Annotated in this window: 19 protein-coding genes; 8 read left to right on the top strand and 11 right to left on the bottom strand. The window is 59.1% G+C overall.

The window, feature by feature from the left end; all coding sequences use genetic code 11:
• Positions 1-1,152, top strand: a complete 1,152-nt coding sequence (locus RHM69_RS04605) for an acyl-CoA dehydrogenase family protein (RefSeq protein WP_014718473.1) — start codon at positions 1-3, stop codon at positions 1,150-1,152.
• Between the two features lie 131 nt (positions 1,153-1,283).
• On the opposite strand, the gene RHM69_RS04600 is transcribed toward RHM69_RS04605, so the two are convergent.
• Genes RHM69_RS04600 through RHM69_RS04580 form a run of 5 tightly spaced genes read right to left on the bottom strand, consistent with a single transcriptional unit; the run spans position 1,284 to position 6,840 of the window.
• On the bottom strand, positions 1,284-2,057 hold the full coding sequence (locus RHM69_RS04600; protein ID WP_014718474.1) for an enoyl-CoA hydratase: 774 nt from the start codon (positions 2,055-2,057) through the stop codon (positions 1,284-1,286).
• 11 nt (positions 2,058-2,068) lie between these two features.
• A complete protein-coding gene (locus RHM69_RS04595; protein WP_019817058.1) occupies positions 2,069-3,196 on the bottom strand; it encodes an acyl-CoA dehydrogenase in 1,128 nt (375 codons plus the stop codon).
• 9 nt (positions 3,197-3,205) lie between these two features.
• Entirely contained in the window at positions 3,206-4,390 is a 1,185-nt protein-coding gene (locus tag RHM69_RS04590; protein WP_014718476.1) for an acetyl-CoA C-acyltransferase, read from the bottom strand.
• Between the two features lie 11 nt (positions 4,391-4,401).
• Positions 4,402-5,169 carry an SDR family NAD(P)-dependent oxidoreductase gene (locus RHM69_RS04585; protein WP_060767419.1) on the bottom strand — a complete coding sequence of 256 codons (768 nt, stop codon included), beginning with the start codon at positions 5,167-5,169 and terminating at the stop codon, positions 4,402-4,404.
• A gap of 21 nt (positions 5,170-5,190) precedes the next feature.
• On the bottom strand, positions 5,191-6,840 hold the full coding sequence (locus RHM69_RS04580) for an AMP-binding protein (protein ID WP_014718478.1): 1,650 nt from the start codon (positions 6,838-6,840) through the stop codon (positions 5,191-5,193).
• Positions 6,841-7,217: 377 nt separating this feature from the next.
• Between RHM69_RS04580 and RHM69_RS04575 the strand changes: the two genes are divergently transcribed.
• The 5 genes from RHM69_RS04575 (at position 7,218) to RHM69_RS04555 (ending at position 16,023) form a co-directional block, all read left to right on the top strand.
• Entirely contained in the window at positions 7,218-8,111 is an 894-nt protein-coding gene (locus tag RHM69_RS04575) for a bestrophin family protein (protein ID WP_014718479.1), read from the top strand.
• 70 nt (positions 8,112-8,181) lie between these two features.
• The gene (locus RHM69_RS04570) at positions 8,182-9,240 is read left to right on the top strand and encodes a tetratricopeptide repeat protein (RefSeq protein WP_003191245.1); all 1,059 of its coding nucleotides are present in this window, start codon (positions 8,182-8,184) and stop codon (positions 9,238-9,240) included.
• A 156-nt stretch (positions 9,241-9,396) separates the two neighbouring features.
• The gene (locus RHM69_RS04565; RefSeq protein WP_014718480.1) at positions 9,397-10,896 is read left to right on the top strand and encodes an ATPase domain-containing protein; all 1,500 of its coding nucleotides are present in this window, start codon (positions 9,397-9,399) and stop codon (positions 10,894-10,896) included.
• Positions 10,896-12,566 carry an ATP-binding protein gene (locus RHM69_RS04560; RefSeq protein ID WP_020302775.1) on the top strand — a complete coding sequence of 557 codons (1,671 nt, stop codon included), beginning with the start codon at positions 10,896-10,898 and terminating at the stop codon, positions 12,564-12,566. The genes RHM69_RS04565 and RHM69_RS04560 overlap by 1 nt, the downstream gene beginning before the upstream one ends.
• A gap of 121 nt (positions 12,567-12,687) precedes the next feature.
• On the top strand, positions 12,688-16,023 hold the full coding sequence (locus RHM69_RS04555; protein WP_060767420.1) for a hypothetical protein: 3,336 nt from the start codon (positions 12,688-12,690) through the stop codon (positions 16,021-16,023).
• 108 nt (positions 16,024-16,131) lie between these two features.
• Here the strand turns inward: RHM69_RS04555 and RHM69_RS04550 are convergent, their stop codons facing one another.
• The 5 genes from RHM69_RS04550 to RHM69_RS04530 form a co-directional block, all read right to left on the bottom strand.
• A complete protein-coding gene (locus tag RHM69_RS04550) occupies positions 16,132-16,509 on the bottom strand; it encodes a response regulator (RefSeq protein ID WP_005788286.1) in 378 nt (125 codons plus the stop codon).
• A gap of 78 nt (positions 16,510-16,587) precedes the next feature.
• Entirely contained in the window at positions 16,588-17,781 is a 1,194-nt protein-coding gene (locus tag RHM69_RS04545; protein ID WP_014718483.1) for a hybrid sensor histidine kinase/response regulator, read from the bottom strand.
• Positions 17,775-18,374, bottom strand: a complete 600-nt coding sequence (locus RHM69_RS04540; protein WP_020302772.1) for a chemotaxis protein CheB — start codon at positions 18,372-18,374, stop codon at positions 17,775-17,777. The genes RHM69_RS04545 and RHM69_RS04540 overlap by 7 nt, the downstream gene beginning before the upstream one ends.
• Positions 18,371-19,201: a CheR family methyltransferase gene (locus RHM69_RS04535; RefSeq protein ID WP_019817062.1), complete on the bottom strand. Its 831-nt coding sequence runs from the start codon at positions 19,199-19,201 to the stop codon at positions 18,371-18,373. Before RHM69_RS04535 ends, RHM69_RS04540 begins: the two co-directional genes overlap by 4 nt.
• A complete protein-coding gene (locus tag RHM69_RS04530; protein ID WP_020302771.1) occupies positions 19,202-22,699 on the bottom strand; it encodes a response regulator in 3,498 nt (1,165 codons plus the stop codon). It lies immediately after the preceding gene.
• Positions 22,700-22,961: 262 nt separating this feature from the next.
• On the opposite strand from RHM69_RS04530, the gene RHM69_RS04525 reads away from it, so the two are divergent.
• On the top strand, positions 22,962-23,315 hold the full coding sequence (locus RHM69_RS04525; RefSeq protein ID WP_014718487.1) for a response regulator: 354 nt from the start codon (positions 22,962-22,964) through the stop codon (positions 23,313-23,315).
• A gap of 114 nt (positions 23,316-23,429) precedes the next feature.
• The gene (locus RHM69_RS04520) at positions 23,430-24,830 is read left to right on the top strand and encodes a DUF1254 domain-containing protein (RefSeq protein WP_200599168.1); all 1,401 of its coding nucleotides are present in this window, start codon (positions 23,430-23,432) and stop codon (positions 24,828-24,830) included.
• A gap of 53 nt (positions 24,831-24,883) precedes the next feature.
• Here the strand turns inward: RHM69_RS04520 and RHM69_RS04515 are convergent, their stop codons facing one another.
• The gene (locus RHM69_RS04515; protein ID WP_038450173.1) at positions 24,884-25,555 is read right to left on the bottom strand and encodes a DUF3313 domain-containing protein; all 672 of its coding nucleotides are present in this window, start codon (positions 25,553-25,555) and stop codon (positions 24,884-24,886) included.
• Between the last annotated feature and the right edge of the window lie 31 nt (positions 25,556-25,586).

The raw sequence follows: 25,586 nt of genomic DNA, 5'->3' as shown, positions 1-25,586 counted from the left end.
ATGCAAGATCTTGAATACACTGAAGAACAAGTGATGATCCGCGACATGGCGCGGGATTTTGCCCGTGGCGAAATCGCCCCCTACGCCCAAGCCTGGGAAAAAGCCGGCTGGATCGACGACGCCCTGGTGGCGAAGATGGGGGAGCTGGGCCTGCTGGGCATGGTGGTCCCGGAAGAATGGGGTGGCACCTATGTCGATTACGTGGCCTACGCCCTGGCCGTGGAGGAAATATCCGCCGGTGACGGCGCCACTGGCGCCTTGATGAGCATCCATAATTCAGTCGGTTGCGGGCCTATCCTCAACTACGGCACCACCGAACAGAAACACACCTGGCTGGCCGAACTCGCCAGCGGCCAGGCCATCGGTTGCTTCTGCCTGACCGAGCCCCAGGCCGGCTCCGAAGCCCATAACCTGCGCACACGCGCCGAACTGCGTGATGGCCAATGGGTCATCAATGGCGCCAAACAGTTCGTCAGCAACGGCAAGCGCGCCAAATTGGCCATCGTGTTCGCCGTGACCGACCCGGAACTGGGCAAGAAAGGCATTTCGGCGTTCCTGGTGCCGACCGACACCCCAGGTTTCGTGGTCGACCGCACCGAGCACAAGATGGGCATTCGTGCGTCAGACACCTGCGCCGTCACCCTCAACCAATGCAAGGTTCCCGAAGCCAACCTGCTGGGTGAGCGCGGCAAGGGGCTGGCCATCGCCCTCTCCAACCTGGAAGGCGGCCGCATTGGTATCGCCGCCCAGGCCCTGGGCATCGCCCGCGCCGCGTTTGAAGCCGCGCTGGCCTACGCCCGTGATCGGGTGCAGTTCGACAAGGCAATCATCGAACACCAGAGCGTGGCCAACCTGCTGGCCGACATGCAAACCCAGCTCAACGCTGCGCGCCTGCTGATCCTCCACGCCGCGCGCCTGCGCACCGCCGGCAAACCGTGCTTGTCCGAAGCCTCCCAGGCCAAGCTGTTCGCCTCGGAAATGGCCGAGCGGGTCTGCTCCAAGGCAATGCAGATTCATGGAGGGTATGGGTATCTGGAGGATTACCCGGTGGAGCGTTACTACCGGGACGCACGGATCACGCAGATTTACGAAGGCACCAGCGAGATTCAGCGGATGGTGATTGCCAGGGAGTTGAAAAACTACCAGCTCTGATGGGCATGACCCAAAGCCCTGTGGGAGCTGGCTTGCCTGCGATGCAGACACCTCGGTACATCAGTTAAACCGAGGCGATGCCATCGCAGGCATGCCAGCTCCCACCTTTGCTTTGCGGCGTTTGGCAGGGGTTACTTATCCTTGAATTGCGGCGCCCGCTTGGCCACAAACGCGGCCATGCCTTCTTTCTGGTCCTGGGTCGCGAACGCCGCATGGAACACCCGGCGCTCAAAGCGCACGCCTTCGGACAGGCTGACTTCAAACGCACGGTTCACGCTTTCCTTGACCATCATGCTGATCGGTACGGATTTACCGGCGATCAGGGCGGCCACTTTCAGCGCTTCTTCCAGCAATTCATCGGCGGGCACGATGCGCGCCACGATCCCGCAGCGCTCGGCCTCTACCGCGTCGATAAAACGCCCGGTCAAGCACATCTCCATGGCCTTGGCCTTGCCCACTGCACGGGTCAGGCGCTGGGTGCCGCCCATGCCTGGCAGCACGCCCAGGTTGATTTCCGGCTGGCCGAACTTGGCAGTGTCGCCGGCGAGGATAAAGTCGCACATCAAGGCCAGTTCGCAGCCGCCGCCCAGGGCGAAGCCATTCACGGCGGCGATGATCGGCTTGCGGCGGTTGGCCACGCGGTCGCTGTCGCTGAACAAGTCGTCCATGTAGATCTGCGGGTAGGTCAGCTCGGCCATTTCCTTGATGTCGGCACCGGCCGCGAAGGCTTTTTTCGAGCCAGTCAGCACGATGCAGCCAATTTCAGGGTTGGCTTCCAGGCTGTCCAGCGCCTGGTTCAGCTCACTGACCAGTTGTGCATTCAAAGCGTTCAGGGCGTTGGGGCGGTTAAGCGTGATCAGCCCCACACGGCCCTGGACGTCAAGCAGGATGGTTTCGTAACTCATGTATCGGCTCCTTAAAGATTGCGTGAGATGACCATGCGTTGAATATCGCTGGTGCCTTCGTAAATCTGGCAGACCCGCACATCGCGGTAGATCCGCTCCAGGGGAAAGTCGTTCAGGTAACCGTAACCGCCCAGGGTTTGCAAGGCGGCCGAGCAGACTTTCTCGGCCATTTCGGACGCAAACAGCTTGGCCATGGACGCTTCCACCAGCGCCGGCTTGCCACTGTCACGCAGGGCGGCGGCGTAATGCACCATCTGCCGGGCGACGGCGATCTGGGTGGCCATGTCGGCCAGGCGAAAGGCCACGGCCTGGTGTTCGACCAACGGCTTGCCAAAGCTTTCACGCTCACGGGCATAGTCGCGGGCCGCTTCGAAGGCGGCACGGGCCATGCCCACCGACTGGGAGGCGATGCCCACGCGGCCACCTTCCAGGTTGGCCAAGGCGATTTTGTAGCCCTCGCCCTCCTCGCCCAGACGGTTGGCCACCGGTACTTTCACGTCTTCAAACAGGATCTGGCAAGTGTCCGAGGCATGCTGCCCCAGCTTGTCTTCCACCCGTGCCACGGTATAACCGGGCGAATCGGTGGGCACGATAAACGCGCTGATCCCACGCTTGCCTGCGGCGGGGTCGGTGACCGCAAACACAATCACGATCCCGGCGTTTTGCCCGGAGGTGATGAACTGTTTGCAGCCGTTGAGTACATAGTGGTCGCCTTCAAGGCGCGCACGGGTTTTCAGGCTGCTGGCATCGGAGCCTGCCTGGGGTTCGGTCAGCGCGAAGGCACCGAGCATGGCGCCACTGGCCAGGGGCGTGAGGAACTGCTCTTTCTGCTGGTCATTGCCAAACTTGAGGATCGGCACACAACCCACCGAGTTGTGCACGCTCATGATCGTGGAGCAGGCACCGTCGCCGGCGGCGATTTCTTCCAGGGCCATGGCGTAGGCCAGGTAGCCAGTGTCGCAACCGCCCCACTGTTCCGGGACCAGCATGCCGAAAAAGCCCAGTTCGGCCATTTGCGCAATGGCCTCCTTGGGAAAACGATGCTCGCGGTCCCACTCGGCGGCGAAGGGTTTCAAACGTTCCTGGGCAAATTGCCGGGCGGCGTCGCTGATCTGCAGTTGTTCGTCATTGGGCAACATAGGTCATCCTCAATACAAGCATTCAACGGCCATGGCCGTGGCTTCACCGCCGCCAATGCAGATAGCGGCGACGCCACGCTTGAGGCCCTTCTGGCGCAGGGCCGCGAGCAACGTCACCAGGATGCGTGCGCCGGAGGCACCAATGGGGTGGCCTAATGCACAGGCACCACCATGCACGTTGACCTTGTCATGGGGAATCTCCAGCTTGCTCATGGTCACCAGGCTGACCACGGCGAAGGCCTCGTTGATTTCGAACAGGTCCACCTCGTCGAGGCTCCAGCCGGTCTTGCTCATCAGTTTGCGAATCGCCCCCACCGGCGCCACCGGAAATAGCCCAGGCTCATCGGCAAACGCGGCGTGCCCGTGGATCACTGCTAACGGCTTGAGGCCGCGCTTGAGCGCCTCGGACTCACGCATCAGCAACAACGCCGCGGCGCCATCGGAGATCGAGCTGGAGTTGGCTGCTGTCACTGTACCGCCGTCACGGAACGCCGGTTTCAGGCTGGCAATCTTGTCCAGCCTGGCTTTCGGCGGTTGCTCATCGTGCAGAATGGTTTTTTGTTCTTTGCCCACGGTGACCTGCACCGGGACGATTTCACTGGCAAAGCTGCCGTGGGTGATAGCCTCTTGTGCGCGGGTCAGGGAAGCGATGGCAAACGCGTCCTGAGCTTCACGGGTAAAACCATTGTGCTCGGCGCAGTCCTCGGCAAAGGTGCCCATCAGGCGCCCCTTGTCGTAGGCATCTTCAAGGCCGTCGAGGAACATATGGTCCAGCACCTTGCCGTGGCCCATGCGGTAGCCGCTGCGCGCACGGTCCAGCAGGTACGGGGCGTTGGACATGCTTTCCATGCCGCCCGCGATCACCACATCGACACTGCCAGCGCGCAGCGAATCGTGGGCCAGAATCGTCGCTTCCATGCCGGAACCGCACATTTTGTTGAGGGTGGTGCAGCGCGTGCCCTTGTCCAGCCCGGCGCCCAAGGCAGCCTGGCGAGCAGGCGCTTGCCCAAGCCCGGCGGGCAGTACACAGCCAAACAGCACTTCGTCGACGGCATCGGTGGCGATACCGGCACGCTCGACCGCCGCACGAATGGCGGCTGCGCCCAGTTGCGGCGCGGTCAGGCTTTTGAGGTCGCCCTGGAACCCGCCCATGGGCGTGCGCACGGCGCTGACAATAACAATTGGATCGTTCATAGCCATTGCTCCTATTTGGCGGCCATGCGCAAGGCACCGTCGAGACGGATCACCTCACCATTAAGCATGCTGTTTTCAATGATGTGGCGTACCAGCGCGGCATATTCGGCGGGTTTGCCCAGGCGTGGCGGGAACGGCACGCCGGCAGCCAGGGAGTTGCGGACTTCGTCGGTCATGCCGGCCATCATCGGGGTTTCGAAAATGCCGGGTGCAATGGTCATCACCCGGATACCAAAGCGCGCCAGTTCCCGCGCGGCAGGCAAGGTGAGGCTGGCGATCGCGCCCTTGGACGCGGCGTACGCAGCCTGGCCGATCTGCCCATCGAATGCCGCCACCGAGGCGGTATTAATGATGATGCCCCGCTCGCCGTCGGCATTCGCCTCGGTTTCAGCGATCGCCGCAGCGGCCAGGCGCAGCAGGTTGAAACTGCCGATCAAGTTGACGTTGATGACTTGGGCAAAGCTCGCCAGGCCGTGCGGGCCGTTCTTGCCGAGGATCTTCTCGCCACGCACGACACCCGCGCAGTTGACCAGGCCGTGCAAGCCCCCAAAGGCCTCGACCGCCGCCGTCACGGCCGCTTCTGCAGCGGCTTCCTGGCTGATGTCCGCCACGGCGCTGCGGGCATTGTCGCCCAGTTGCTTGGCCTTGGCAGTCACGGCGTCGGCGTTCAAGTCCACCAGCATCACCTTGGCACCCGCGGCGACCAGCATTTCGGCCGTGGCCGCGCCGAGGCCCGACGCGCCGCCGCTGACCAGGAATACCTTGTTTTCAATCTGCATCGTTGTTTCCTTTTAAAAGGGTCAAGCCACGGCCGCCTGGGCCTTGGCTATTTCCTGATTGCGCAAAATAAAGCGTTGCAGCTTGCCGCTCGGGGTCTTGGGCAAGTCGCTGACAAATTCGATTTCCCGCGGGTACGCATGGGCGGCCAGGCGCTGGCGCACATGCAGGCGCAGCTCTTCAGCCAGCTCCGGGGTGGCGCGGTATTGCTCGCTGATCACCACAAAGGCTTTGACCAGCTCAGTGCGCTCCGGGCAAGGCTTGCCGACCACGGCAGCCTCGACCACCGCCGGGTGTTCGACCAACGCGCTTTCCACGTCGAAGGGGCCCACGCGGTAGCCGGATGTAGTGATCACGTCGTCGCTGCGTCCGACAAAGCTGATGCTGCCGTCCGGGTTCAGCTCCACGGTATCGCCGCTGAGGTAGTACTTGCCGACGAACGCCTTGGTTTTCACGCCGTCGTACCCGGCAAACCAGCACATAGGCGATTGCTCGCGGTCGATGGCCAGGATGCCGGGTTGGCCGGCTGGCAGCTCCTGATGGTTGTCATCCAGCACCACGATGCGATGCCCTGGCGAGGCAAAACCCGCCGAGCCCACATGCACCGGATGCGCCAAACCATGGTGATTGCACAGCACCATGCCCAGCTCGGTCTGGCCGTAATGGTCGTGGATGGTCACGCCCAGGTGGTCGGCGAACCAGCGGATCACCTCCGGGTTCAAAGGCTCACCGGCGCTGCTGACGATGCGCAGCTTGCCCTTGATCGAACCGGCGAACTGTTCGCCACCGGCAATCAACAGCCGATACGCCGTGGGCGAACCGGTCAGGTTGGTGATGGCGTATTTATTGATGACCCGGCAGGTGCTTTCCAGGGTGAACGGGCCATCGTAGAAGGTGATCGGGTGCCCCATGGACAACGGCCCGGTCACGCCGAAATAGATGCCATAGGCCCAGCCAGGGTCGGCAACGTTCCAGAATGCGTCCTCGGGGCGCAAGTCCACGGCGTCGCGCATGTAGCCCTGGAACGCGACGATGGCCTTGAGCGGTACCGACAGCGCCTTGGACGGGCCGGTGGTGCCGGAGGTGAACATCAGCAGGAACGGCTCCTCTGCGCCCAGCAGCACCGGCTCGCAGTGAGAAGAGTAGCTGGGCAGTTCGGCCCAGAAGCTGTAGTCGCCCCGCACGATACCTTCGCCCTTGGCCCCGGCGACCGTGACGATGGTCGGGCAGTCGGCGACTTCCGCCAGCTTGGGACGGTTCACTGCATCGGTGACCACCAGCGCTGCGCCCGAGCTGTTCAAGCGATGTTCAATTGCCTTAGGTCCGAACGCGGTAAACAGCGGCTGATAGACCGCGCCGATGCGCCACGTCGCCAGCACGACCACCAACAATTCGGCAGTACGGGGCAACAGGCCCGCCACCTTGTCACCGCGCTTGACGCCCTGGGCCAAGAGGAAGTTGGCGAAACGCGCGGCCTGCTCTTGCAGTTCGGTAAAGGTTGACGTGGCGCTGCGTCCGTCCTTGCCCTCCCAGAACAACGCGATGCGCCCCGGCAACGCGTGACGGTCACAGCATTCCACGCAGGCATTGAGCGCTTGCAGGTTGCCGGCCAGTGCGGCGTCGACGGTGTGCTGGTAATCAAACTCGGTGGTGGCAGCCAAATACTCACGCATCGCTTCCTATCCTTCTGTGTTTTTATTTTCAGGACGTTTTCAACTCGAGAAAAGCGCTGAAATAGTCGCTCCAGAGCGGCGCAGCGGCAATGGTCAAAGCTTTCAACTTGGCTGACTGGTTTGGCCAGTCCGTAGCGAAACGCGGGGGGCTTTTTCGCTTTTCGGTGGGAGCGGGCTTGCCCGCGAAGGCGGTGGGTCAGTCACCACAGCTGTCACTGCACCACCGCTTTCGCAGGCAAGCCAGCTCCCACAGGGTTATGTACTGCCCGGCTCCCACGTTAGTCATTGAGTCGACTGATCAGGCGGTCGATCCAAGTGATTGGACGCGATGCATAGCAGCTTCTAATCTGACCGCCTGCACGCCACAGAAGCCCTCCATGATCGTTCGCCCTAAACCCAACGTCCTGGGTATCCTGTTCTCCCTCAAAGGCTCCATTGCCAAGCGCATTGCCTGGCGCAGCCTGCTGGTCACGCTGTTGGCCTCGGTCATCGTGCTGGTGGAAACCCTGCACCCCGCCTATTTTTCCAAGGTCAACGCTACGCCCTTCACCTTGTTGGGCCTGTCACTGTCGATCTTCATGAGTTTTCGCAACAACGCCTGCTACGACCGTTGGTGGGAGGGCCGCAAGCAACTGGGGCAAATGGTCATTGACGTGCGCTCGCTGATTCGCGAGACCCAGGTGCTGGGGGACACCGCCGAGCGTGCTGGCCTGCTGCGCGGCCTGTGCGGTTTTGCCCATGGCTTGGTCGCGCATTTGCGCCATGAAGATCAAGCCCGGGCGATACACCCTTGGATCAGCATGCCAGTGGGCCACCCCAACTTGCCGGACAGCGTGCTGCAAACGGTCGGTGCGCGCTTTTCGGTCCTGGCACAACAGGGCGTGATCAGCGAATGGCGCTACACCCAACTGGAAGCCCGGCTAGTCAGCCTGAGCCAGGTGCAGGCGGCATGCGAGCGCATCAAGACCACGCCACTGCCCTTTCCCTACACCCTGCTGTTGCACCGCACCATTTACCTGTTCTGCATCTTGCTGCCATTCGCCATGGCTGAGCCACTTGGCTGGTTGACGCCAGTGTTCACCGCGATTGTCAGCTACACCTTCTTTGGCCTGGATGCGATTGGCGACGAATTGGAAGACCCCTTCGGCTTCGACGAAAACGACTTGCCGTGTGATGCTATCCTGCGGACATTGGAGCGCGAGATCCTCGCCGCCCTTGGTGAAGTCAACCTGCCGCCAGCGTTGGAGCCAGCGGACTACGTGCTGACCTGACGCGGGTTTGACACTCGCCTCGCACTGACCGAAGCTTGGAACTTTGCTGCCCAAGCTTTCGGACGCCTGCATGTCAAAGTCACGCCGTTACTCCATCATCGGCCTGTGCGCCCTGTTGTTGATCGTACTGATCACCTGGTTTTTCTCCCGCACCCCTGCAGTGGCCGTACCCCCAGCCATCGCCCATGGCTATTCCAAGGCCTTGAAGCAGGCGCATAACGGCGAGCCCGGCGCCGCACGTGTGTTGTACCAACAGTTGGGCCGGCCGGACCTGTCGCCCGAGCGCCGCGCCGCCTTGCATGCTGAGCTGCCCAATTACCCCAGCCCCCAGGCGCTGAAGCTGGCCGATAAAGACCTCGCCAATGAGTCGGCGCTGGTGCGCGAAGCCGCTATTCACAGCATCGTCGGCCTGGTGCCCACTGGCCAGCGCACCTTACTGCTCGGCCCGGTGCTGGACGATCCGGAACAATCGGTGCGCTTTGCCGCCGCCAACGCCTTGCTGGGCCTGTCGCCCGATACACTGGGTTTGTACTTTGGCCCACTGCAGCAGGTGCTCGATGAATTCGTGACAACGCTCAAGGCCCAGCCCGAAACCGCTGAAGGCTGGATTCAATTGGCGCGCCTGTACATCCACAGCGCCCTGCTGCCGGAGGCGCAAAACGCCCTGGAGCAGGCAATGCGCTTGCAGCCGGACAACCTGCAAGCGGTGGTATCGCAAATCGAACTGCTGGACAAGCAAGGCAAGACCGACGAGTCGCGCCAACTGCTGGCCCGGCAACTGGCGGCGCATCCGGAGTCGGCCTACCTGCAACATGCCTTGGGCATGTGGCTGTTGCACCATGGCGAGCGCCCCTACGCCCTGCTCGGCCTGTCCAAGGCGGTGGAGCTTGCGCCAGACAACCCGGATTATCGCTATGACCTGGCCACCACCCTGCACGCCCAGGACGAAGTAGAGGCGGCCCAGCGCCAGTTGGAAGAAATCGTCCAGCGGCATCCCGCCAATCGCAAAGCCCGCGTGTTGCTGGTCAATTACTGGAAAGAGACCGGGCAGTTGCAGAACGTTCAGGTGCTGCTCGCCCAACTGGAGCAACAGAACCCGGATGATCCGGCGCTACAACAGGGCCTCTGATAGGCGATCAGCTCAGCACCGCAAAAACGTGTAAAGCGACCTCTCTTCGTACAATTCATCCAAAACGTTGAACCGCTAGTGGCCACTACGGTCAAGTGAATATGGCGCGTCCCAGTCGGCGTGCCCCTCTACTTGTACGTGACCTGAGGGCACTTCTTGAGTACATCCAAACAGCTGTTGAGTGAAAAGGCGGCCACCGGCGTCGAAGGTCTTGATGACATTCTTGCCGGGGGGCTATCGCGAAGCCACGTGTTTTTGCTCGAAGGCGAACCCGGCACCGGTAAAACCACCGTGGCCCTGCATTTTCTGCGGGCCGGTGCGCAGAACGGCGAACGTTGCTTATATATCACCCTGTCCGAAACCGAGCACGAACTGCGCCAGGGTGCCAAATCCCACGGCTGGGACTTGGATGAACATATTCATATCTTCGAGCTGACCCCACCGGAAAGCCTGCTCAACGCCGATCACCAGCAAAGCCTGCTGTACTCCTCTGACCTGGAGCTGGGTGAAGCCACCCGCCAGATCTTTGAAGTGGTAGAGCGGGTCAAGCCGACCCGCGTGGTGGTCGACAGCCTGTCTGAGATCCGCCTTCTGGCGCAAAGCTCGTTGCGCTATCGCCGGCAGATCCTGGCGATCAAGCACTACTTCGTGCGTTATGACGCCACCGTGTTACTGCTGGATGACTTGACCACCGAATCCCTGGATAAGACCGTGCACAGCGTTGCGCACGGGGTGATTCGCCTGGAGGAGCTGACGCCCAACTATGGCGCCGAGCGTCGGCGTATCCGTGTGGTCAAGTACCGGGGCCAGAAATACCGTGGCGGCTTCCACGACTTCACCATCATGGGCGACGGCATTCACGTATTCCCGCGCCTGGTGGCGGCCGAACATCGCGGCGGTTACAACCGTCAAACCTTGAGCAGCGGTATCGAGGAGTTGGATTCTCTGCTCGGCGGGGGGATCGAGACCGGCTCCAGCAGCCTGATTCTCGGCCCGGCCGGTACCGGCAAGTCTTTGATCTCGATGATCTTCGCTGCCGCCGCCGTGGCCCGTGGCGAAAAGGCTGCGCTGTTCATCTTCGATGAAGAGCTGGGCCTGCTGTTCGAGCGCATGAAGAACATGGGCATCGACCTCGCCGCCTTACGAGACACCGGAAACCTGCTGATCGAACAGGTCGACGCGGCCGAACTCTCCCCCGGCGAATTTTCCCACCGGGTTCGCCGCTGCGTGGATGAGCGCGGTATCAAGACCGTGGTCATCGACAGTATCAACGGCTACCAAGCGGCCATGCCCGAAGAAAACGCGCTGATCCTGCATATGCATGAACTGCTGCTATACCTTAACCGCCGTGGTGCAGCCACCTTCATGACGGTGGCCCAGCACGGCCTGGTCGGCGACATGCAGACGCCGGTCGACATCACCTACCTGGCCGACACCGTGATCTTGCTGCGTTATTTCGAGGCCCTGGGTAAAGTTCGCCGGGCCATTTCGGTCATCAAAAAAAGAACGGGCTCCCACGAGTCGACCATTCGTGAATATCGCATCGGCAGCCGCGGTATGACGGTAGGTGTACCCCTGGATAACTTCCAGGGTGTGCTGCGGGGCATTCCAACCTATATGGGTGCCGGCTCCCCTCTGCTCAAGGATGAGGGCTAGTGCCGGCCCTGTCTCCCGTCTACGAGCGTGCCATCGTGCTGGCGCCCATGGGCCGCGATGGCTCATTGGCGCTGATGATGCTTAACGAAGCCGGTTACAGCGGGATTGTCGCCAACAGCCTGGCCGCTCTGTGCGAAGAGCTGACGCAAGGCGCCGGGCTGCTCATCATTGCGGCTGAGGCACTGCGTGGCGTCGACCTTGAGCCGTTACTCGAGCTGTTGCATCAGCAACCGGCCTGGTCCGACCTGCCTATCGTGCTGATGACCCAGCATGGCGGCAAAGAGCAGAACGGCTCGACGCGGCTGAGCGGCTTGCTGGGCAACGTCACGTTTCTGGAGCGGCCGTTCCATCCCATCACCTTGATCAGTCTGGTGAGCGCGGCCCTGCGCGGTCGACGGCGCCAGTACGAAGCGCGGGACCGGTTGATTGACTTGAGCGAGAGTGAGTTGCGTCTCCAGCGCACTTTGGAAACGCTTGAGCAGCAAGTGGAGGAACGCACCGCCCAACTGCGTCACAATGAAGAAGCCCTGCGTCAATCGCAGAAAATGGAAGCCGTTGGCCAGTTGACCGGTGGTATCGCCCATGACTTCAACAATATGCTTACCGGCATTATCGGTAGCCTGGAACTGCTACGCCGACGTGTGTCCCGGGGCAAACTGGATGACCTGGACAGCCTGATCGACCTGGGCGTGACCTCGGCCAACCGCGCGGCGAGCCTCACCCATCGACTGTTGGCGTTCTCCCGTCGACAATCACTGGACTCCAAGCCTGTGCAGATCAACCAGTTGGTCACGTCCATGGGCGAATTATTGCAACGCAGCATCAACGAAAGTATCAACCTGGACATGCGCCTGAGCGACGCCTTGTGGACGGCCGAGGCCGACCCGAACCAGCTCGAAAGCGCCCTGCTCAACCTGGTGATCAACGCGCGCGACGCCATGCCCACGGGTGGCACGCTGACCGTGGAGACCACCAATCGTCACCTCGACAGTGTCTTTACCGCCGCCTACGGCACCTTGACCCCGGGCGACTACGTAGAACTGAGTGTCAGCGACAACGGTTGCGGCATACCGCAACACCTGATGGATCGCGTGTTTGATCCGTTTTTTACCACCAAACCCATCGGCCAAGGCACCGGTCTTGGGCTGTCGATGATCTACGGCTTCGCTCGCCAGTCTCGTGGGCATGTGACCATCCACAGCGAAGTCGGCAAAGGTACGACGGTCAGTTTGTTCCTGCCGCGCTTTATCGGTGAGCCCCAAGCTCAGGAGCCGCTCAACCCGACATTGCTGCCGTTTGCCAATGCAGGGGAAACGGTTTTGATCGTCGAGGATGATCCCGCAGTTCGGGTGTTGGTCAGCGCGGTGCTCAAAGAACTGGGTTACGGGTTTATCGAGGCTGGGGACGCGAATGCGGCGGTGCCGATCATTGAATCCGAACAGCGCATCGACCTGATGATAAGCGACGTCGGTTTGCCGGGGATGAACGGCCGACAACTAGCGGAAATCGGCCGGCAGATTCGTCCGGAACTCAAAGTATTGTTTATTACCGGATACGCCGAGCACGCCGCGGTGCGGGGTGGCTTCCTGGACCCGGGGATGCAACTGATCACCAAGCCTTTTACGTTTGATTTGTTGACGGCCAAGGTGCGGGAGATGATCCAGGCGTAGAGCGGCCACATGTGGCAATAAGTCGTCACGGTTTAGCAGGCAGCAGATGGAATCGATGTGAGTTTTTTTCCACATACGTTGGCGAATAACGCACTACCCACATCGACCAGGAATATTTCTGATGACTGCCATTTCCAATTCACGCTTTTCCGAGCTTTATACGCCCCAACTGGCAAGCGCCGTTCCACAACCGCAATCTGCCCGCCTCGAGGTCGCGACAGAGCTTCCGGGAACAAGACAAACCTCTCTGCAAGATAAGGATCAGTGGTTAGCCAGCATATACGGTGGTACGTTGCGAGATTTGTTGGGTGACAATCAAGACTATCGCGAAGTTGAAGTTGACAGAATCCCGTGGAATTCGTCCTTAGGGCAGACGCGTGCGCTGATGCTTAAACTACTTGGAAGCCCTGCGTTCAAGGACTGGGCCAAGCAGAATGATGTAGACCTATCAAAGCCGCTTACTATCAATGTCGACAGCGGTACCCTCGACGTCACTACCACGGGGGCCAAACAGCGAAACCCCTTCGACTTTTCACCGCCCACGCCCACCGCCAAATCCTTGGATATTCACAGCTTTACGGGTTGGCCCCTGCTCATGAGTGTTGCCAAAACGCTGGCAGGCCCCGGCAATGTCGTAAGTTTCGATACCGCATCCACCGCGACCACCGCAACGATCGCAGACATCGCACGGTTTCATGGTCATGCCGTGCCCTCCGACCGCATACTATCGCCTTCTCAGCGACAGGCATCCATCCAGCAGCTACTTGATAAACTGCAGGATCCGGATTCTGACACCTACAATGAGAGGTTTAATTTCCCTCCCCAGCAATACCTGAATAATCAAGTGTCGGAGTTGGGGGATCTGAACAATCGAAATGCCGTGATTGGGGTAATATCAAACGTCGTAAACGAAAAAGCTAAGGACCTTGAGGACCTGGAGGCCGAGCTCCAATTCTGGCAAAAAAGATCTGGTTACGAAGAAACTATCGAAAAGCTCCAGCTAACCATTAAGCAACGGTTGCAAAATGTTCTGGATACGCCAGTTGAGATAGATCCCACCTCTTCCTACTTCCGGGACCACAATCTGAAACCGGATGTGGCGGTGACACTGCGCGACTACCTCGTAGGGCATGGCATAGTACTTCCAACTAATGCGTCGGAGTTAAAGAACATTGCGCAGTCGTTGGCAAGCCCTCCCATTGAAAAACCGGCGCATGGCAATCTAGGTGGGGCGCACTCATGGCCAACGCCGATGAGCAATGATGATCGGCGTGCACTTGCCGCCATGACCAGTAAGTTTTTGGAAGGTCAGCCAGAAAACACCCTGCTCGCCTATTTGACTCGCGGGGTTGAATATCGACAGAATTTCGGTGCAAGCTTTCTGGAAGATCGTAGCCGCGGCATTGACAACGTCCTGGAGTTTCCCAATGTTAAAAAATTCGCCCTTGCGGCGGAGCGCGAATTTGGCGAAATTGCATCGCCTAACGTGATCGCTGATTGGATGTTGACAGCGCTCTACGACTCGTTGGACCCCCTCAGCATCAACGCAACTTCACCCGATTCGAACAGGACTAAAGTTGCAGGCTTCGACCTCGCCAACATGAACCTCTCCGGAATGAACGCCCAAGACATATACGCAACGCTGTCTGATCACTTGCGCGAAACCGGAGTGACGAACCATTACAACGGCGTGCTGGCCATGGAAGTTCTATTGGCCCGCAAGGCTCCGGAACTCCTGGTCAAAGACATACCCGAAACATTGACCAAGGGTACCCACTCTTGGGTCAGTTTCGTTACGGCAGTAGCCCGTATAGAGGCTGAGGCTCCTGGCTCGACCAGCCGAATGACGTATGCCCAAGTCATGATGCGACATGAACTGGCGCCAATAACGCTGGCAGACAAACTGGTTGAGCAGCAGGCTCAAACGGACGCCCTGAAAGACTGGGGCGTTTACAATGGTGTGCTGACCAGGAGCAGCACAGATCAATACTCAGAAGAAGATATGGCAAAGGTGCGCGCTGCATTCAATGAGCAGATGCATCAGTTGAATGAGTCTTCCAAGACGTTTGCAACGCCGTTCCCTGTGCTGCATGAAATGGCAGTGGCCAGCATCAAAGAACAAAATCCGCACTTGTCGGAAGAGCAAATCAAACGAAAAGTGCTGACACCAAAGGACTCTGGCTTTTTGGAATTTCCAGGGCCCTACTCATTGGTGGATATATTGATTAACGCGGAGCGACACCATAAGGATGTCGCTTTGGATAGCTATACATCCAGCGATAAAGATATCGACCTTAGCACCATCGCCTTGCGAAAATTTACAAACAGCTTCGTAGTGTCTACCTTCGAAGCACAGCTTTCTGTTTTATTCGATCGCTTTGAACGAGCCACGCAAACGCAAGTCAAGAACTTGATTTCCAAACTCCCTGTTGAAGACCGAAATATAATTGAGCATGGGAAAATCACTGTATCCAGAGAAGTTGACGTTACCTACTCTGGCGCTTCTAGCACACCAGTAGGGTTAGAACCTTCGCCCCACAGCATCATTGTGCAAAGCGAGTTTGTAGATGCAAGCGGCCGTAAAGGCATTCATACTTATGAAATAGATGGGCCAAATAATATTATTCGCAAACGTGAGGATTTGAATGATAAAACACCCGCAACCATCCCTGGCATACCTGACAAGTCGACCGGCCCCCTCCCTCCCGTAGGTGACAGTGTGGTCCGCACACGGAGCCTTATTCCTATCGTCCCGGATGGCGACTACAAGGAAGATGTCCTAGCGCCTCGGTCAAACGACAACGTCAACAACGCGCCCAACAGCTTCGCCAGCGAAAAGACACAGTACATCGCTGACGCCTTGGTAAAAAAAATCAGTATTCGGGATAACGCAGAGTCACTGCGGGGCACCACTGCATTCGATGGTGAAGTCCCTTTCTGGCAAAAAATCGAAGATTTTGTAGTAGGGCTTATTCCGGGTTATAACGCCGTCAAAAACTTTATCGCAGGAAACTGGCGCGAGGGCCTCATCGATGTGGCGTTTGATGTTTTTGGCTTTCTTCTTGCCGGCGCCGGTGGGGCGGTGCGGGCCGCTGGCGCTGGTGCCAGAGCGGGCTCGTCTGCGTTTGGAAGTACCGCAAAAAGATTGGTGCGTGGCGCCATAGGCGCACTCAACCCTATCGATCCAAAGGGTATTGCGCAAGGCTTCGTGCAAGAAGGTATAACTTACTTGGCGACCAGTGGTCCCGGACGGAATAATCAACCTTCGTTTAAAATCAAGTATGACCCTGTAAAGATCTTCAGGAACGTTGAGAACGCCACAATAGGCAACGCCAACATGCAAGGGACAACAACAGCAATCGCTGCCACCCAGAAAAACGGCAAATGGTATGCCCTTGACCCTGTCAGTAAACAGCCGTTTGGTCTTCCCTTGAAGGATTTCGTGCCTTCGGCATAAAGGATGTCGTCAAGCGGGAAAAACGCGCAATACCTCAAAAAGGTTCTTCTCGGTGGTTCGAGAAGAACTTTTGCTATCGCACAAAACTTGCGCGTCTCGTTTGAATCATCACGCCAATAAACGCTGGATATGCTCCTGCAGCGTATCCAGATCAAACGGCTTGGCCAAAATCGGCGCGTTGCGCGTGATCGGGCTGTTGCAGTCGAGAATTTCCTGCGGATAGCCGCTGATAAAGATCACTTTCAGTTCCGGTCGCAGCTTGAGCGCCGGCTCAGCGATCTGCACCCCGGAAATTCCACCCGGCAGGCGGTAATCGGTGACCATCAAGTCCAGGTGCGGTTTGGTCGCAAGGATTTCGAAGGCCTGCTCCCCGTCGATCGCCTTCAAGACCCGGTAGCCCAAGCCTGCCAGGTACTCACCCAGCACAAACATAATGGATTCGTCGTCCTCGACGATCAGTACGACATCTTGTGCATCTTCACTCATGGGAAGCCTTTGTCCGGTCAATTGCTGCAGTTACGACCATGGGGTCACGCAGAGGTTGCGTCGAGCTGACGATTGATTTCACGCGGTCGCCTCAAGGGGCAAGCACACACGAAACAAGGCGCCCTCGCCTATCTGGCTCTCCACCTCGATGGTGCCGCCATGGGCCGCTACTATCTGCTCGGAAATAAACAATCCCAGGCCCAGGCCGGCGGCGGCATGATTGGCGGAAACCCGTTCGAACTGCTGGAAAATACGCTTCTGGTTGTCTTCACTGATACCAATGCCACGGTCGCGCACTTCCACGCGCGCCTCGCCATGCTCGGTATACACCCGTACATCCACCGGGCTTTTAGCCCCGTAGCGCAGGGCATTGGTCAGCAGGTTGGTGATCACCTGCTCGATACGGAATTCATCCCAGTGGCCCTCTACAGGCTCGTCTGCCGCCAACTGCATCGACGATTCAGCCGCGGCGACCTGTGGCTCGAAGTTGTGCACGAGGTTGCGCACCAACTGCGCCAGGTCAAAACGCGCCGGGCGTATGGACAGCTTGCCGGTACGGATGCGTGACACGTCAAGCATGTCTTCGATCAGACGGATCAGGCTTTTGATCTGGCGCTCATCGCGGTCAACCATGGCGTGCATCTTGTCCAGAGTGAACGCGGCGGCGTTGTCCCGCGCCAGGTGCATCTTGCGCAACTGGGTCTCCAGAATCAGCCCGTTCAGGGGTGTACGCACTTCGTGGGCGACAATCGACATGAAGTCGTCACGCATGCGCACCGCTTGTTCCAGTTCGGCCTGAGTGGCCTGCAGGCGCGTGAGCAACAGTTCCTGCTCGCGGCGGCTACGCTCCAGCTCTTCGACTTGCAGCTTCATCGCCTTGCTCTGGCGATACAGGTCGACGAACACATTGACCTTGCTCTTGACCGCATGGATATCCAAGGGCTTATGCAGGAAGTCCACCGCGCCGCTCTCATAACCCTTGAAGGCGTAGTTGAGTTCGCGCCCGGCGGCGCTGACGAACACGATGGGGATGTTCTTGGTCTTTTCGGTGCCGCGCATCAGTTCGGCCAGCTCGAACCCGTTCATGCCAGGCATCTGCACGTCGAGGATCGCCATGGCGAATTCATGTTCCAGCAACAGGGACAACGCCTCATCGGCACTCAATGCCTTGAAGACCTGGCGATCCTCACGCTTGATCAGCGCCTCTAGGGCCAGCAGGTTTTCCGGCAGATCGTCGACGATCAGCAGTTTGGCCTGGACAGTACTTAACATGGGAAGGGTTCCAGGGAAGCCAGCAATGAGCCGATTCGGCTCAAGGAAAGAATATGGTCAGGTGTGTGCAAGGCCAGGGCCGCCAGGGGCATGACGGCAATGCGTGCCTCTTGTGGGTCCTGCACGATGGTGATGCCACCCGATTGCTTGACGTGGGCCAGCCCACTTGCGCCGTCCTGGTTGGCGCCAGTCAACAAAATGGCGAGCAGGCGAGGCCCATACACATCGGCCGCCGAGGAAAACAGGTAGTCGATGGCGGGTCTGGAATGGTGCACCCGGTCTTCCTGGCTCAGGGACAGGCTGCGGTCCTGCTCTACCGACAGGTGATAACCAGGTCCGGCAAAGTACAAGGTGCCGGCCTCCAGCGCTTCTTTGTCCCTCGCCTCCTTGACCGGGATGTTCAGGCGCCGGGCAAAGACTTCCGCCAATTGGCTGCGGCGCTCGTCCGGCAGGTGCAGCACGGCAATGATCGGCAGGCCGAAGGTACTGGGCAACTGGCCGAAAATACTCAGCAACGCCTCGACGCCGCCGGCGGACGCGCCGACGACGATGGCTTCGATCCCCGAAATCGGGGTGTCCGGCGCGTCGCTCATGATTTTCGGTAGATCCGTTCCTGCTTGACCAAGGGTTCGAATTGCTTGCTGTAGGCGGAAAAATCCAGGGTTTCCTTGCTGCCCAGCACCAAAAAGCCGCGATGACACAGCGACTCATGAAACAAGCCAAACGCTCGATCTTGCAATTTTTTATTGAAATAAATCAATACGTTACGGCATGAAATTAATTGCGTTTCTGAAAATACGCTGTCGGTCGCCAGGCTGTGATCGGCAAAGGTCACGTTCTCGCGCAATGTCTTGTCAAAGATCGCGTAATCGTAAGCTGCTGTGTAGTAGTCGGCAAATGAACGTTGCCCGCCGGCCTGCTGATAATTGGCGGTATAGGCGCGCACGTTCTCCAGGGAAAAGATGCCCTGCTTGGCTTTATCCAGCGACGCCGGGTTGATGTCCGTGGCGTAGATGATGGTGCGTTCCAGCAAGCCTTCTTCACGCAGCAGGATGGCCATGGAGTACACCTCCTCGCCTGTGCTGCAGCCGGCGATCCAGATCTTGATCGACGGGTAGGTCTTGAGCAGCGGCACGACTTCCTGGCGAATCGCGAGGAAGTGCGACGGGTCGCGAAACATCTCGCTCACCGGGATGGTCAAGAATTGCAGCAACTGCATGAACGCTGCAGGGTCGTGCAACACGCGCTCTTGCAGTGCGGAAATGGTCGCGCAGTCGAACTGACGCAAGGCATGGGCCACACGGCGTTTGACCGACGCGCCCGAATAGTCGCGAAAGTCGTAGCTGTACTTGAGGTAAATCGCCTCGATCAACAGGCGCAGCTCAATATCGCTGCTCTTATCCAAGAAACACTGCTCCACTTAAATGCGTTCCATCTTCGGTAGCCATACGCGAATCAGTGAGAACAGGCGGTCCAGATCAATCGGCTTGGCCAGGTAATCGTTTGAGCCTGCTGCCAGGCAACGCTCCTGATCGTCCTTCATGGCCTTGGCCGTCACGGCAATGATTGGCAGTTTTTTCCAGCGTGGGTCCTGGCGGATCAAGGCGGTGGCCTCGTAACCGTCCATCTCCGGCATCATCACGTCCATCAGCACCAGGTCGATATCTTCGACTTCATTGAGTTTATCGATAGCCTCCTGGCCGTTACGCCCGATCACCACCACAGCACCTTTGTGCTCCAGGGCGCTGGTCAGGGCGAAGATATTGCGCACGTCGTCGTCCACCAAGAGGATTTTGCGCCCCTCGAACACCTTGTCGCGGCTGCGGGCGGTCTTGAGCATCTTCTGGCGGTCATGGGACAACTGGGATTCGACTTTGTGCAGAAACAGCGTGACTTCATCCAGCAGACGCTCGGGCGAGCGCGCGCCCTTGATGATGATCGAGCGTGAATACTTGCGCAGTTCGGCCTCTTCGTCCCGGGTTAGGTTGCGCCCGGTGTAGACGATCACCGGCGGGAACGAGCAGATGTCCTCGGTGGCCATGCGCTTGAGCAGCTCGTTGCCGAGCATGTCCGGCAGCTTGAGGTCGATGATCATGCAGTCGTAGATGGTGGTGCGCAACAGGTCGAGGGCCTCTTGGGCGAAGCCTACGGCAGTGATCTCGATGTCATCGTCGCCGATCAGGCGGGCAATGCTGTCGCGCTGCAGGTCATCGTCTTCCACCAGCAGGATGCGCTTGACCTTCTGGGTCAACTTGGCTTCCAGGCGCGCGAACACGTCCTTGAGCTCTTCGCGGGTGGTGGGCTTGACCGCATAACCGATGGCACCCATGTGCATGGCGGCTTCGACACGGTCTTCCACAGAGATCACGTGCACCGGGATGTGGCGCGTGTTGGCGTGTTCCTTGAGGCGTTGCAGCACAGTCAGTCCTGAGTGGTCGGGCAAGCGCATGTCCAGCAGAATCGCGTCGGGGATGTATTGCTCGGCGAGGCTGTAGCCCTCGTCGGCACCGTGGGCGACCAGGCAGTGGTAACCCAGCTCGTGGGCAAGATCGAACAGAATGCGCGCAAAATTCGGCTCGTCTTCCACTACCAGGATGCAGCGAGTGCTGAACGGCGCTTTTTCGCGGTCATCGGCAAAGCGCGGGATCAACTCGGCGTCAGCCACCGGCAGCGGCGATACCTTGACGGGCGTTGGTGCCGGCGCGACCACCACTTGGCGCGGTGGCTCGATCGGCGCCGCGGCCTCGTCGCGTTCCACATACTGTTCAGGCAATACGAGCGTGAAAATACTGCCTTTGCCCGGTTCGCTGGTCACACTGATATAGCCGCCCAGCAAGGTGGCCAGGTCACGGGAAATCGACAAGCCCAGGCCAGTACCGCCGTAACGGCGATTGGTGGTGCCGTCGGCCTGGCGGAAAGCTTCGAAGATGCTTTCCTGTTGATCCGGGGCGATACCAATGCCGGAATCGCGCACGGTAAAGGCAATGCCCTCCCCCGGCGCGCGGGACACCGACAGGCTGACCTCGCCCTGTTCAGTAAACTTGATGGCGTTGGACAACAGGTTCTTGAGGATCTGCTCCAGGCGTTGGCGATCAGTAAACAGCAGGGTTGGCGAGCCTTGTTGCACGTCCACCTGGAAGCCCAGTTTGCGGTCCATTGCCAGCGGCTCGAACATGCCACGCAGGCCATCCACCAGGCGCTCGACGCTGGCGTTTTCCGGGCGCACTTCCAGCTTGCCGGCTTCGACCTTGGAAATATCCAGGATGTCGTTGATCAGGTTGAGCAAGTCATTGCCGGCCGAATAGATCGACTCGGCAAACTTGACCTGCTCGGCACTGAGGTTTTCCTGCGGGTTATCCGCCAGCAGTTTGGCCAGGATCAGCGAACTGTTGAGCGGTGTGCGCAGCTCATGGGACATGTTGGCAAGAAATTCGGATTTGTACTTGCTGGAGCGCTGCAACTCATCGGCGCGGTCTTCCAGCTCAAGCTGGGCCTGGTTCAGCTCGATGTTCTTGCGGTCCATGGCGTCGCGCTGTTCGGCCAGGGTCTGGGTCTGTTCGGCGAGTTGCTCGTTGGTCTGTTCAAGCTCAGCCTGTTGGGTTTCCAGGTGAGCCTGGGACTCCTTGAGGATGCGCGATTGCTCTTCGAGCTCTTCGTTGGCGGTCTTGAGCTCTTCCTGCTGCACTTGCAGCTCTTCGTTGAGTTGCTGGGTCTCGGCCAGCACTTCCTGCAAGCGCTGGCGATAGCGCGCGGCTTCGATGGAGGTGCCGATATTGCCGGCGATCAGTTCCAGCAGTTCGATATCACGCTCATCCAGAGGGCGCAGGAAGCCCAGCTCGACTACGCCGTTGACACGGTCATCATCGCTGGTCGGCATCACCAGGATGCTGCGAGTGGCCCCTTCGCCAAGACCGGAACTGACCTTGAAGTAATCCACCGGCACATCGTCCAGGCGAATCAGACGATTGAGCTGAGCGGCCTGCCCGACGATGCCTTCGTCGCTGTAGATCGACTGTTCTTGCTGTTCCTGCTCGCGGGAGAAACCATACGTGGCCACGCGCTTGAGGCCGCCGTGTTCTTCACGCACGTACAGCGCGGCGACCGCAGAGCCCATGTACTGGGCGAAGAATTGCAGGATATTGCGTCCCAGCATGTTCAGGGTCAGTTGGCCGAGTACTTGCTCGGCCAGCTCGGTCTGGCCATTGCGCAGCCAGGCGGTTTGCTCGAGGCGCCGTGCAATCTTCTGTTGTGACGCGAGGTTTGCGCTGTAACTCTTTGAAAGTGAGATTAAATTCTTCCTGCCGATGTAGGCCAGAAAACCACTCAACCCCAGTACAAACACCAAGTACAGCGTGACACTGATCACCGTCGTGCGGGTGACCTCTGCGTTACGGGTGATACGGAACTGCTGCTCCATCGCCACCGCGTCTTCGTATTCCTTGCGAATTTCATCAGTGAGCCGCTTGCCCCGGCCCGCCTTGACCGCGCCACGGTAATCACCGCTGTTGCGCTGCAGCTCAATCATCGACTGCGCGTAGGTGTTCCATTCGGTCTGCAAGGTTTCCAAGCGCTTGAGCCGGTCAACCTGCTGCGGATTGTCGGCTACCAGGTCTTGCAGATTGCGCAGGTCGGCAATGATCCGCGGCTTGGCCACTTCGTACGGATCAAGGAAGTGCTCGTCACCGGTGATCAGGAACCCGCGCATCCCTGTTTCCAGGTCAACCGTCAGTTTGGACGTCTCATTGAGGTTGTTAATGACGCGGTCGGTGTGCTCCACCCACTGGATCACCGAGAGCAAATAGGTAATCAGGCAGACGAAAAACACCGCGCTGAGCACGCCCACGCCCAAGGGCAGGGCCACGTTCCGGCTCAGCAGGGTACGAAAGCTTTTTTCATCGACGGACGACGCGGGTGTCATGGGCATGCCTTGGCCAAATGCGGGAAAACCGCAAGTTTGCCCGAATAACATCGCTCAACGCTATGTTTGTGCGTTGATTGGCAGCGGATGCGGTCAAGCGCATGGCGCCGGTACCTTGGCGAGTCAGCACGCAAGCGGACGGGACTTTTTGCGCCGCTAAGGTCACAATGCCAGCAATTGCTTCGGAACTTGCTGGCATTGTTATTACTCACAATCTAGTTGCCTTTAAGCCCAGCGCTCTCACTGTTCAGGAAAGTTCACTATGTCCCACACCTCCACCATCCTTGTAGTCGAAGACGACGCCATCGTGCGCATGCTGATCGTCGATGTCCTCGAAGAGTTGGAGTTCACGGTGCTCGAAGCCGCGGATGCTGGGGAAGCACTGGCGCAGGTGCAAAATACCGACCAGATCATCGACCTGATGATGACCGACGTCGGCCTGCCCGACATGGACGGCAAACAACTGGCAACCAAAGTCCGCGAACTGCGCGCTACCCTGCCTATCCTGTTTGCCAGCGGCTATGCCGAAAACATTGATGTGCCCGCCGGTATGCAGGTGATTGGCAAGCCGTTCTCCATTGATCAATTGCGTGACAAAGTCAAATCCATGCTCTAACGCCCCTTCCTCATCGTCCTTTGCAGAGATTAACGTGACGACCGGCCAATAAAACAGGAAACTCAGCGCCTTCACGCCACGCTCTCAGATAGCACTCAGGAAGGACGCAACAACATGATTGGAAAACCGACGCGCCTGCTGTTGGCGAGCCTCTGGATACTCATGAGCTCCGGCGCCTGGGCTGACTTCACCGCAAGCCCCAGCGAAGCCAGGGCCATTGCCAAGGAAGCCTACTTGTACGGCTTCCCGGTGGTGCAGATGTACAAGACGCTCTACACCCAGGCCGTTGATAAAGGCGGTGCCCACTTCAAGGCGCCGTTTAACCGTATCGACAACGGCGCCCAGGTGCTCACCCCCAAGGACAACGCGGTTACCACCCCCAACGTCGACACGCCCTACTCGTTCGTGTGGATGGACCTGCGTAAAGAGCCGCTGGTGCTGACCCTGCCCAAGATTGAAGACAAGCGCTATTACTCGGTGCAGTTGATCGACCTCTATACACAGAATTTTGCCTACCTGGGCACCCGCAGTACTGGCAATAACGGCGGCCACTACATGATCGCCGGGCCAGACTGGAAAGGTCAGCAGCCGGTGGACATCGACCGTGTGGTCTACAGCGAAAGCAACATCGCCTACGCCCTTTACCGCACGCAGCTGTTTGATGACAAAGACCTGGGCAAGGTCAAGCAGGTCCAGAGTGGCTACAAGGTGCAGGCGCTGAGCAGTTATGTGAAGCAACCCGCGCCTGCCAATGTGCCGAAGATCCAATGGCCCAAGCCGATGGCAACCATGACCGAAGGCCCGCAGCTGTTTCACTACCTGAACTTCATGCTGGCCTTCGCCGCGCCCCAGGACAGCGAAAAAGATCTGCTGGCACGCTTTGCCAAGATCGGTATCGCCCCAGGCGCGCCGTTCAAGGTCAAGCAGTTGACTACCGAGCAGCGCAAGGCCCTGGAGGACGGCATCGCCGATGGCCGCGCCGAATTCGCCGCGTTCAAGAAGGCCAAGGTGGATACCCACCAAGTGACCGACGCAGACCTGTACGGCAGCCGCGACCACCTGCAAAACAACTACCTGTACCGCTACGCCGGTGCCGAGCTGGGGATGTTCGGCAACTCCAGTGATGAAGCCGCGCACTTGAGCTACGTCATCGACAGCGAGGGCAAGCCGGCTAATGGTGCACGCCACAGCTACACCGTGCATTTTGCCAAGGACCAGCTACCGCCGGCCGATGCGTTCTGGTCACTGACGATGTATGACGCAAAGACCAAATTGCTGGTGCCGAATCACAAGAAGCGCTACCTGATCAATTCGCAGATGCTGCCGACCCTCAAGCTCGATGCCGATGGTGGCTTGACCCTGGCGCTGCAGCACCACGAACCTCCCAAGGCTGAGCAGAGCAACTGGTTGCCGGCCCCGCCCGGCCCGTTCTACGCGGTGTTGCGCATTTACCTGCCCAAGCCTGAAGTCGCTGGCGGCCAGTGGAAGCTACCAGCGTTGACGCCGCTTAAATAAGCTCGGCGAAAAAAAAAGCACGGCGGGCGATGACCCACCGTGCTTTTTTTGACTCAGTGTTTTTTCAGCTTCACGTAGGACTGGTGCAGGTCCGACGCCCAACCATCGATGACGCTTTTCACATCGTCGGTCTTCATCACTTGGGAGTCATTAGCCAGCGGCTTGCCGGTGCCTTTGCGCACCACTTGGGCCAGCACTTTATGAGTGGCGCCGTCGAGAAACTGCGCCTCGGTGCCCAGGGTGGTCTCCTGGTCGCGAATGCCGGTGCCGGTGCTCACTGCCGCAGCCACTAGGGCGACGGGGATAAACTCATAAGGCTTGAGGCTCTCGGTCTTGCTGCTCACGGCGGTAATCGCCGCCCTTACCACGATCACTCCAGGGCCAGGGGCATTGGCCACGGGCAATGACTGAGCCAGCTCGCGCTTGAGCGCCTGGTTGTAATAGTCGTTGATTCCCCGCAACGTGCTCTCTGGAATGCGGGAAGTGGCCTGGGGCTTGGGGTAAAACTGGGTGGGCTCGATGTACACCGCCGTGTAACGGTTCAAATCCAGTTGTGGATCAACCCAGCGCATCACCTCAGCCCCCGAGGGTGACTTGGCCTCCTTGAGCTGGCTGTAGTTGGAAAGAAACCCTGAATACTCATTCGGTTGCACCACCTTGCTGGCGCAACCGGCCATACCGAGCGAAGCGACGCACAGTGTGCCGATCATTAGCCTTAATTTCATTATTGAACTCCCTGGCGAGCATCATCGTAAG

Origin of the sequence: Pseudomonas sp. CCI1.1, from assembly GCF_034348165.1 — a bacterium.
GTDB classification, from domain to species: Bacteria; Pseudomonadota; Gammaproteobacteria; order Pseudomonadales; family Pseudomonadaceae; genus Aquipseudomonas; species Aquipseudomonas paracarnis.
The sequence above is the reverse complement of the archived record's forward strand: the minus strand, read 5'-3'. Positions and strand labels throughout refer to the sequence as shown.

Coding starts and splice junctions, on each gene's coding strand:
- RHM69_RS04575 (WP_014718479.1), top strand. CDS start 7,218: ATGATCGTTCGCCCTAAACCCAACGTCCTGGGTATCCTGTTCTCCCTC.
- RHM69_RS04515 (WP_038450173.1), bottom strand. CDS start 25,555: ATGAAATTAAGGCTAATGATCGGCACACTGTGCGTCGCTTCGCTCGGT.
- RHM69_RS04550 (WP_005788286.1), bottom strand. CDS start 16,509: ATGAGTGAAGATGCACAAGATGTCGTACTGATCGTCGAGGACGACGAA.
- RHM69_RS04530 (WP_020302771.1), bottom strand. CDS start 22,699: ATGACACCCGCGTCGTCCGTCGATGAAAAAAGCTTTCGTACCCTGCTG.
- RHM69_RS04555 (WP_060767420.1), top strand. CDS start 12,688: ATGACTGCCATTTCCAATTCACGCTTTTCCGAGCTTTATACGCCCCAA.
- RHM69_RS04600 (WP_014718474.1), bottom strand. CDS start 2,057: ATGAGTTACGAAACCATCCTGCTTGACGTCCAGGGCCGTGTGGGGCTG.
- RHM69_RS04570 (WP_003191245.1), top strand. CDS start 8,182: ATGTCAAAGTCACGCCGTTACTCCATCATCGGCCTGTGCGCCCTGTTG.
- RHM69_RS04605 (WP_014718473.1), top strand. CDS start 1: ATGCAAGATCTTGAATACACTGAAGAACAAGTGATGATCCGCGACATG.
- RHM69_RS04525 (WP_014718487.1), top strand. CDS start 22,962: ATGTCCCACACCTCCACCATCCTTGTAGTCGAAGACGACGCCATCGTG.
- RHM69_RS04580 (WP_014718478.1), bottom strand. CDS start 6,840: ATGCGTGAGTATTTGGCTGCCACCACCGAGTTTGATTACCAGCACACC.
- RHM69_RS04540 (WP_020302772.1), bottom strand. CDS start 18,374: ATGAGCGACGCGCCGGACACCCCGATTTCGGGGATCGAAGCCATCGTC.
- RHM69_RS04520 (WP_200599168.1), top strand. CDS start 23,430: ATGATTGGAAAACCGACGCGCCTGCTGTTGGCGAGCCTCTGGATACTC.
- RHM69_RS04590 (WP_014718476.1), bottom strand. CDS start 4,390: ATGAACGATCCAATTGTTATTGTCAGCGCCGTGCGCACGCCCATGGGC.
- RHM69_RS04585 (WP_060767419.1), bottom strand. CDS start 5,169: ATGCAGATTGAAAACAAGGTATTCCTGGTCAGCGGCGGCGCGTCGGGC.
- RHM69_RS04545 (WP_014718483.1), bottom strand. CDS start 17,781: ATGTTAAGTACTGTCCAGGCCAAACTGCTGATCGTCGACGATCTGCCG.
- RHM69_RS04595 (WP_019817058.1), bottom strand. CDS start 3,196: ATGTTGCCCAATGACGAACAACTGCAGATCAGCGACGCCGCCCGGCAA.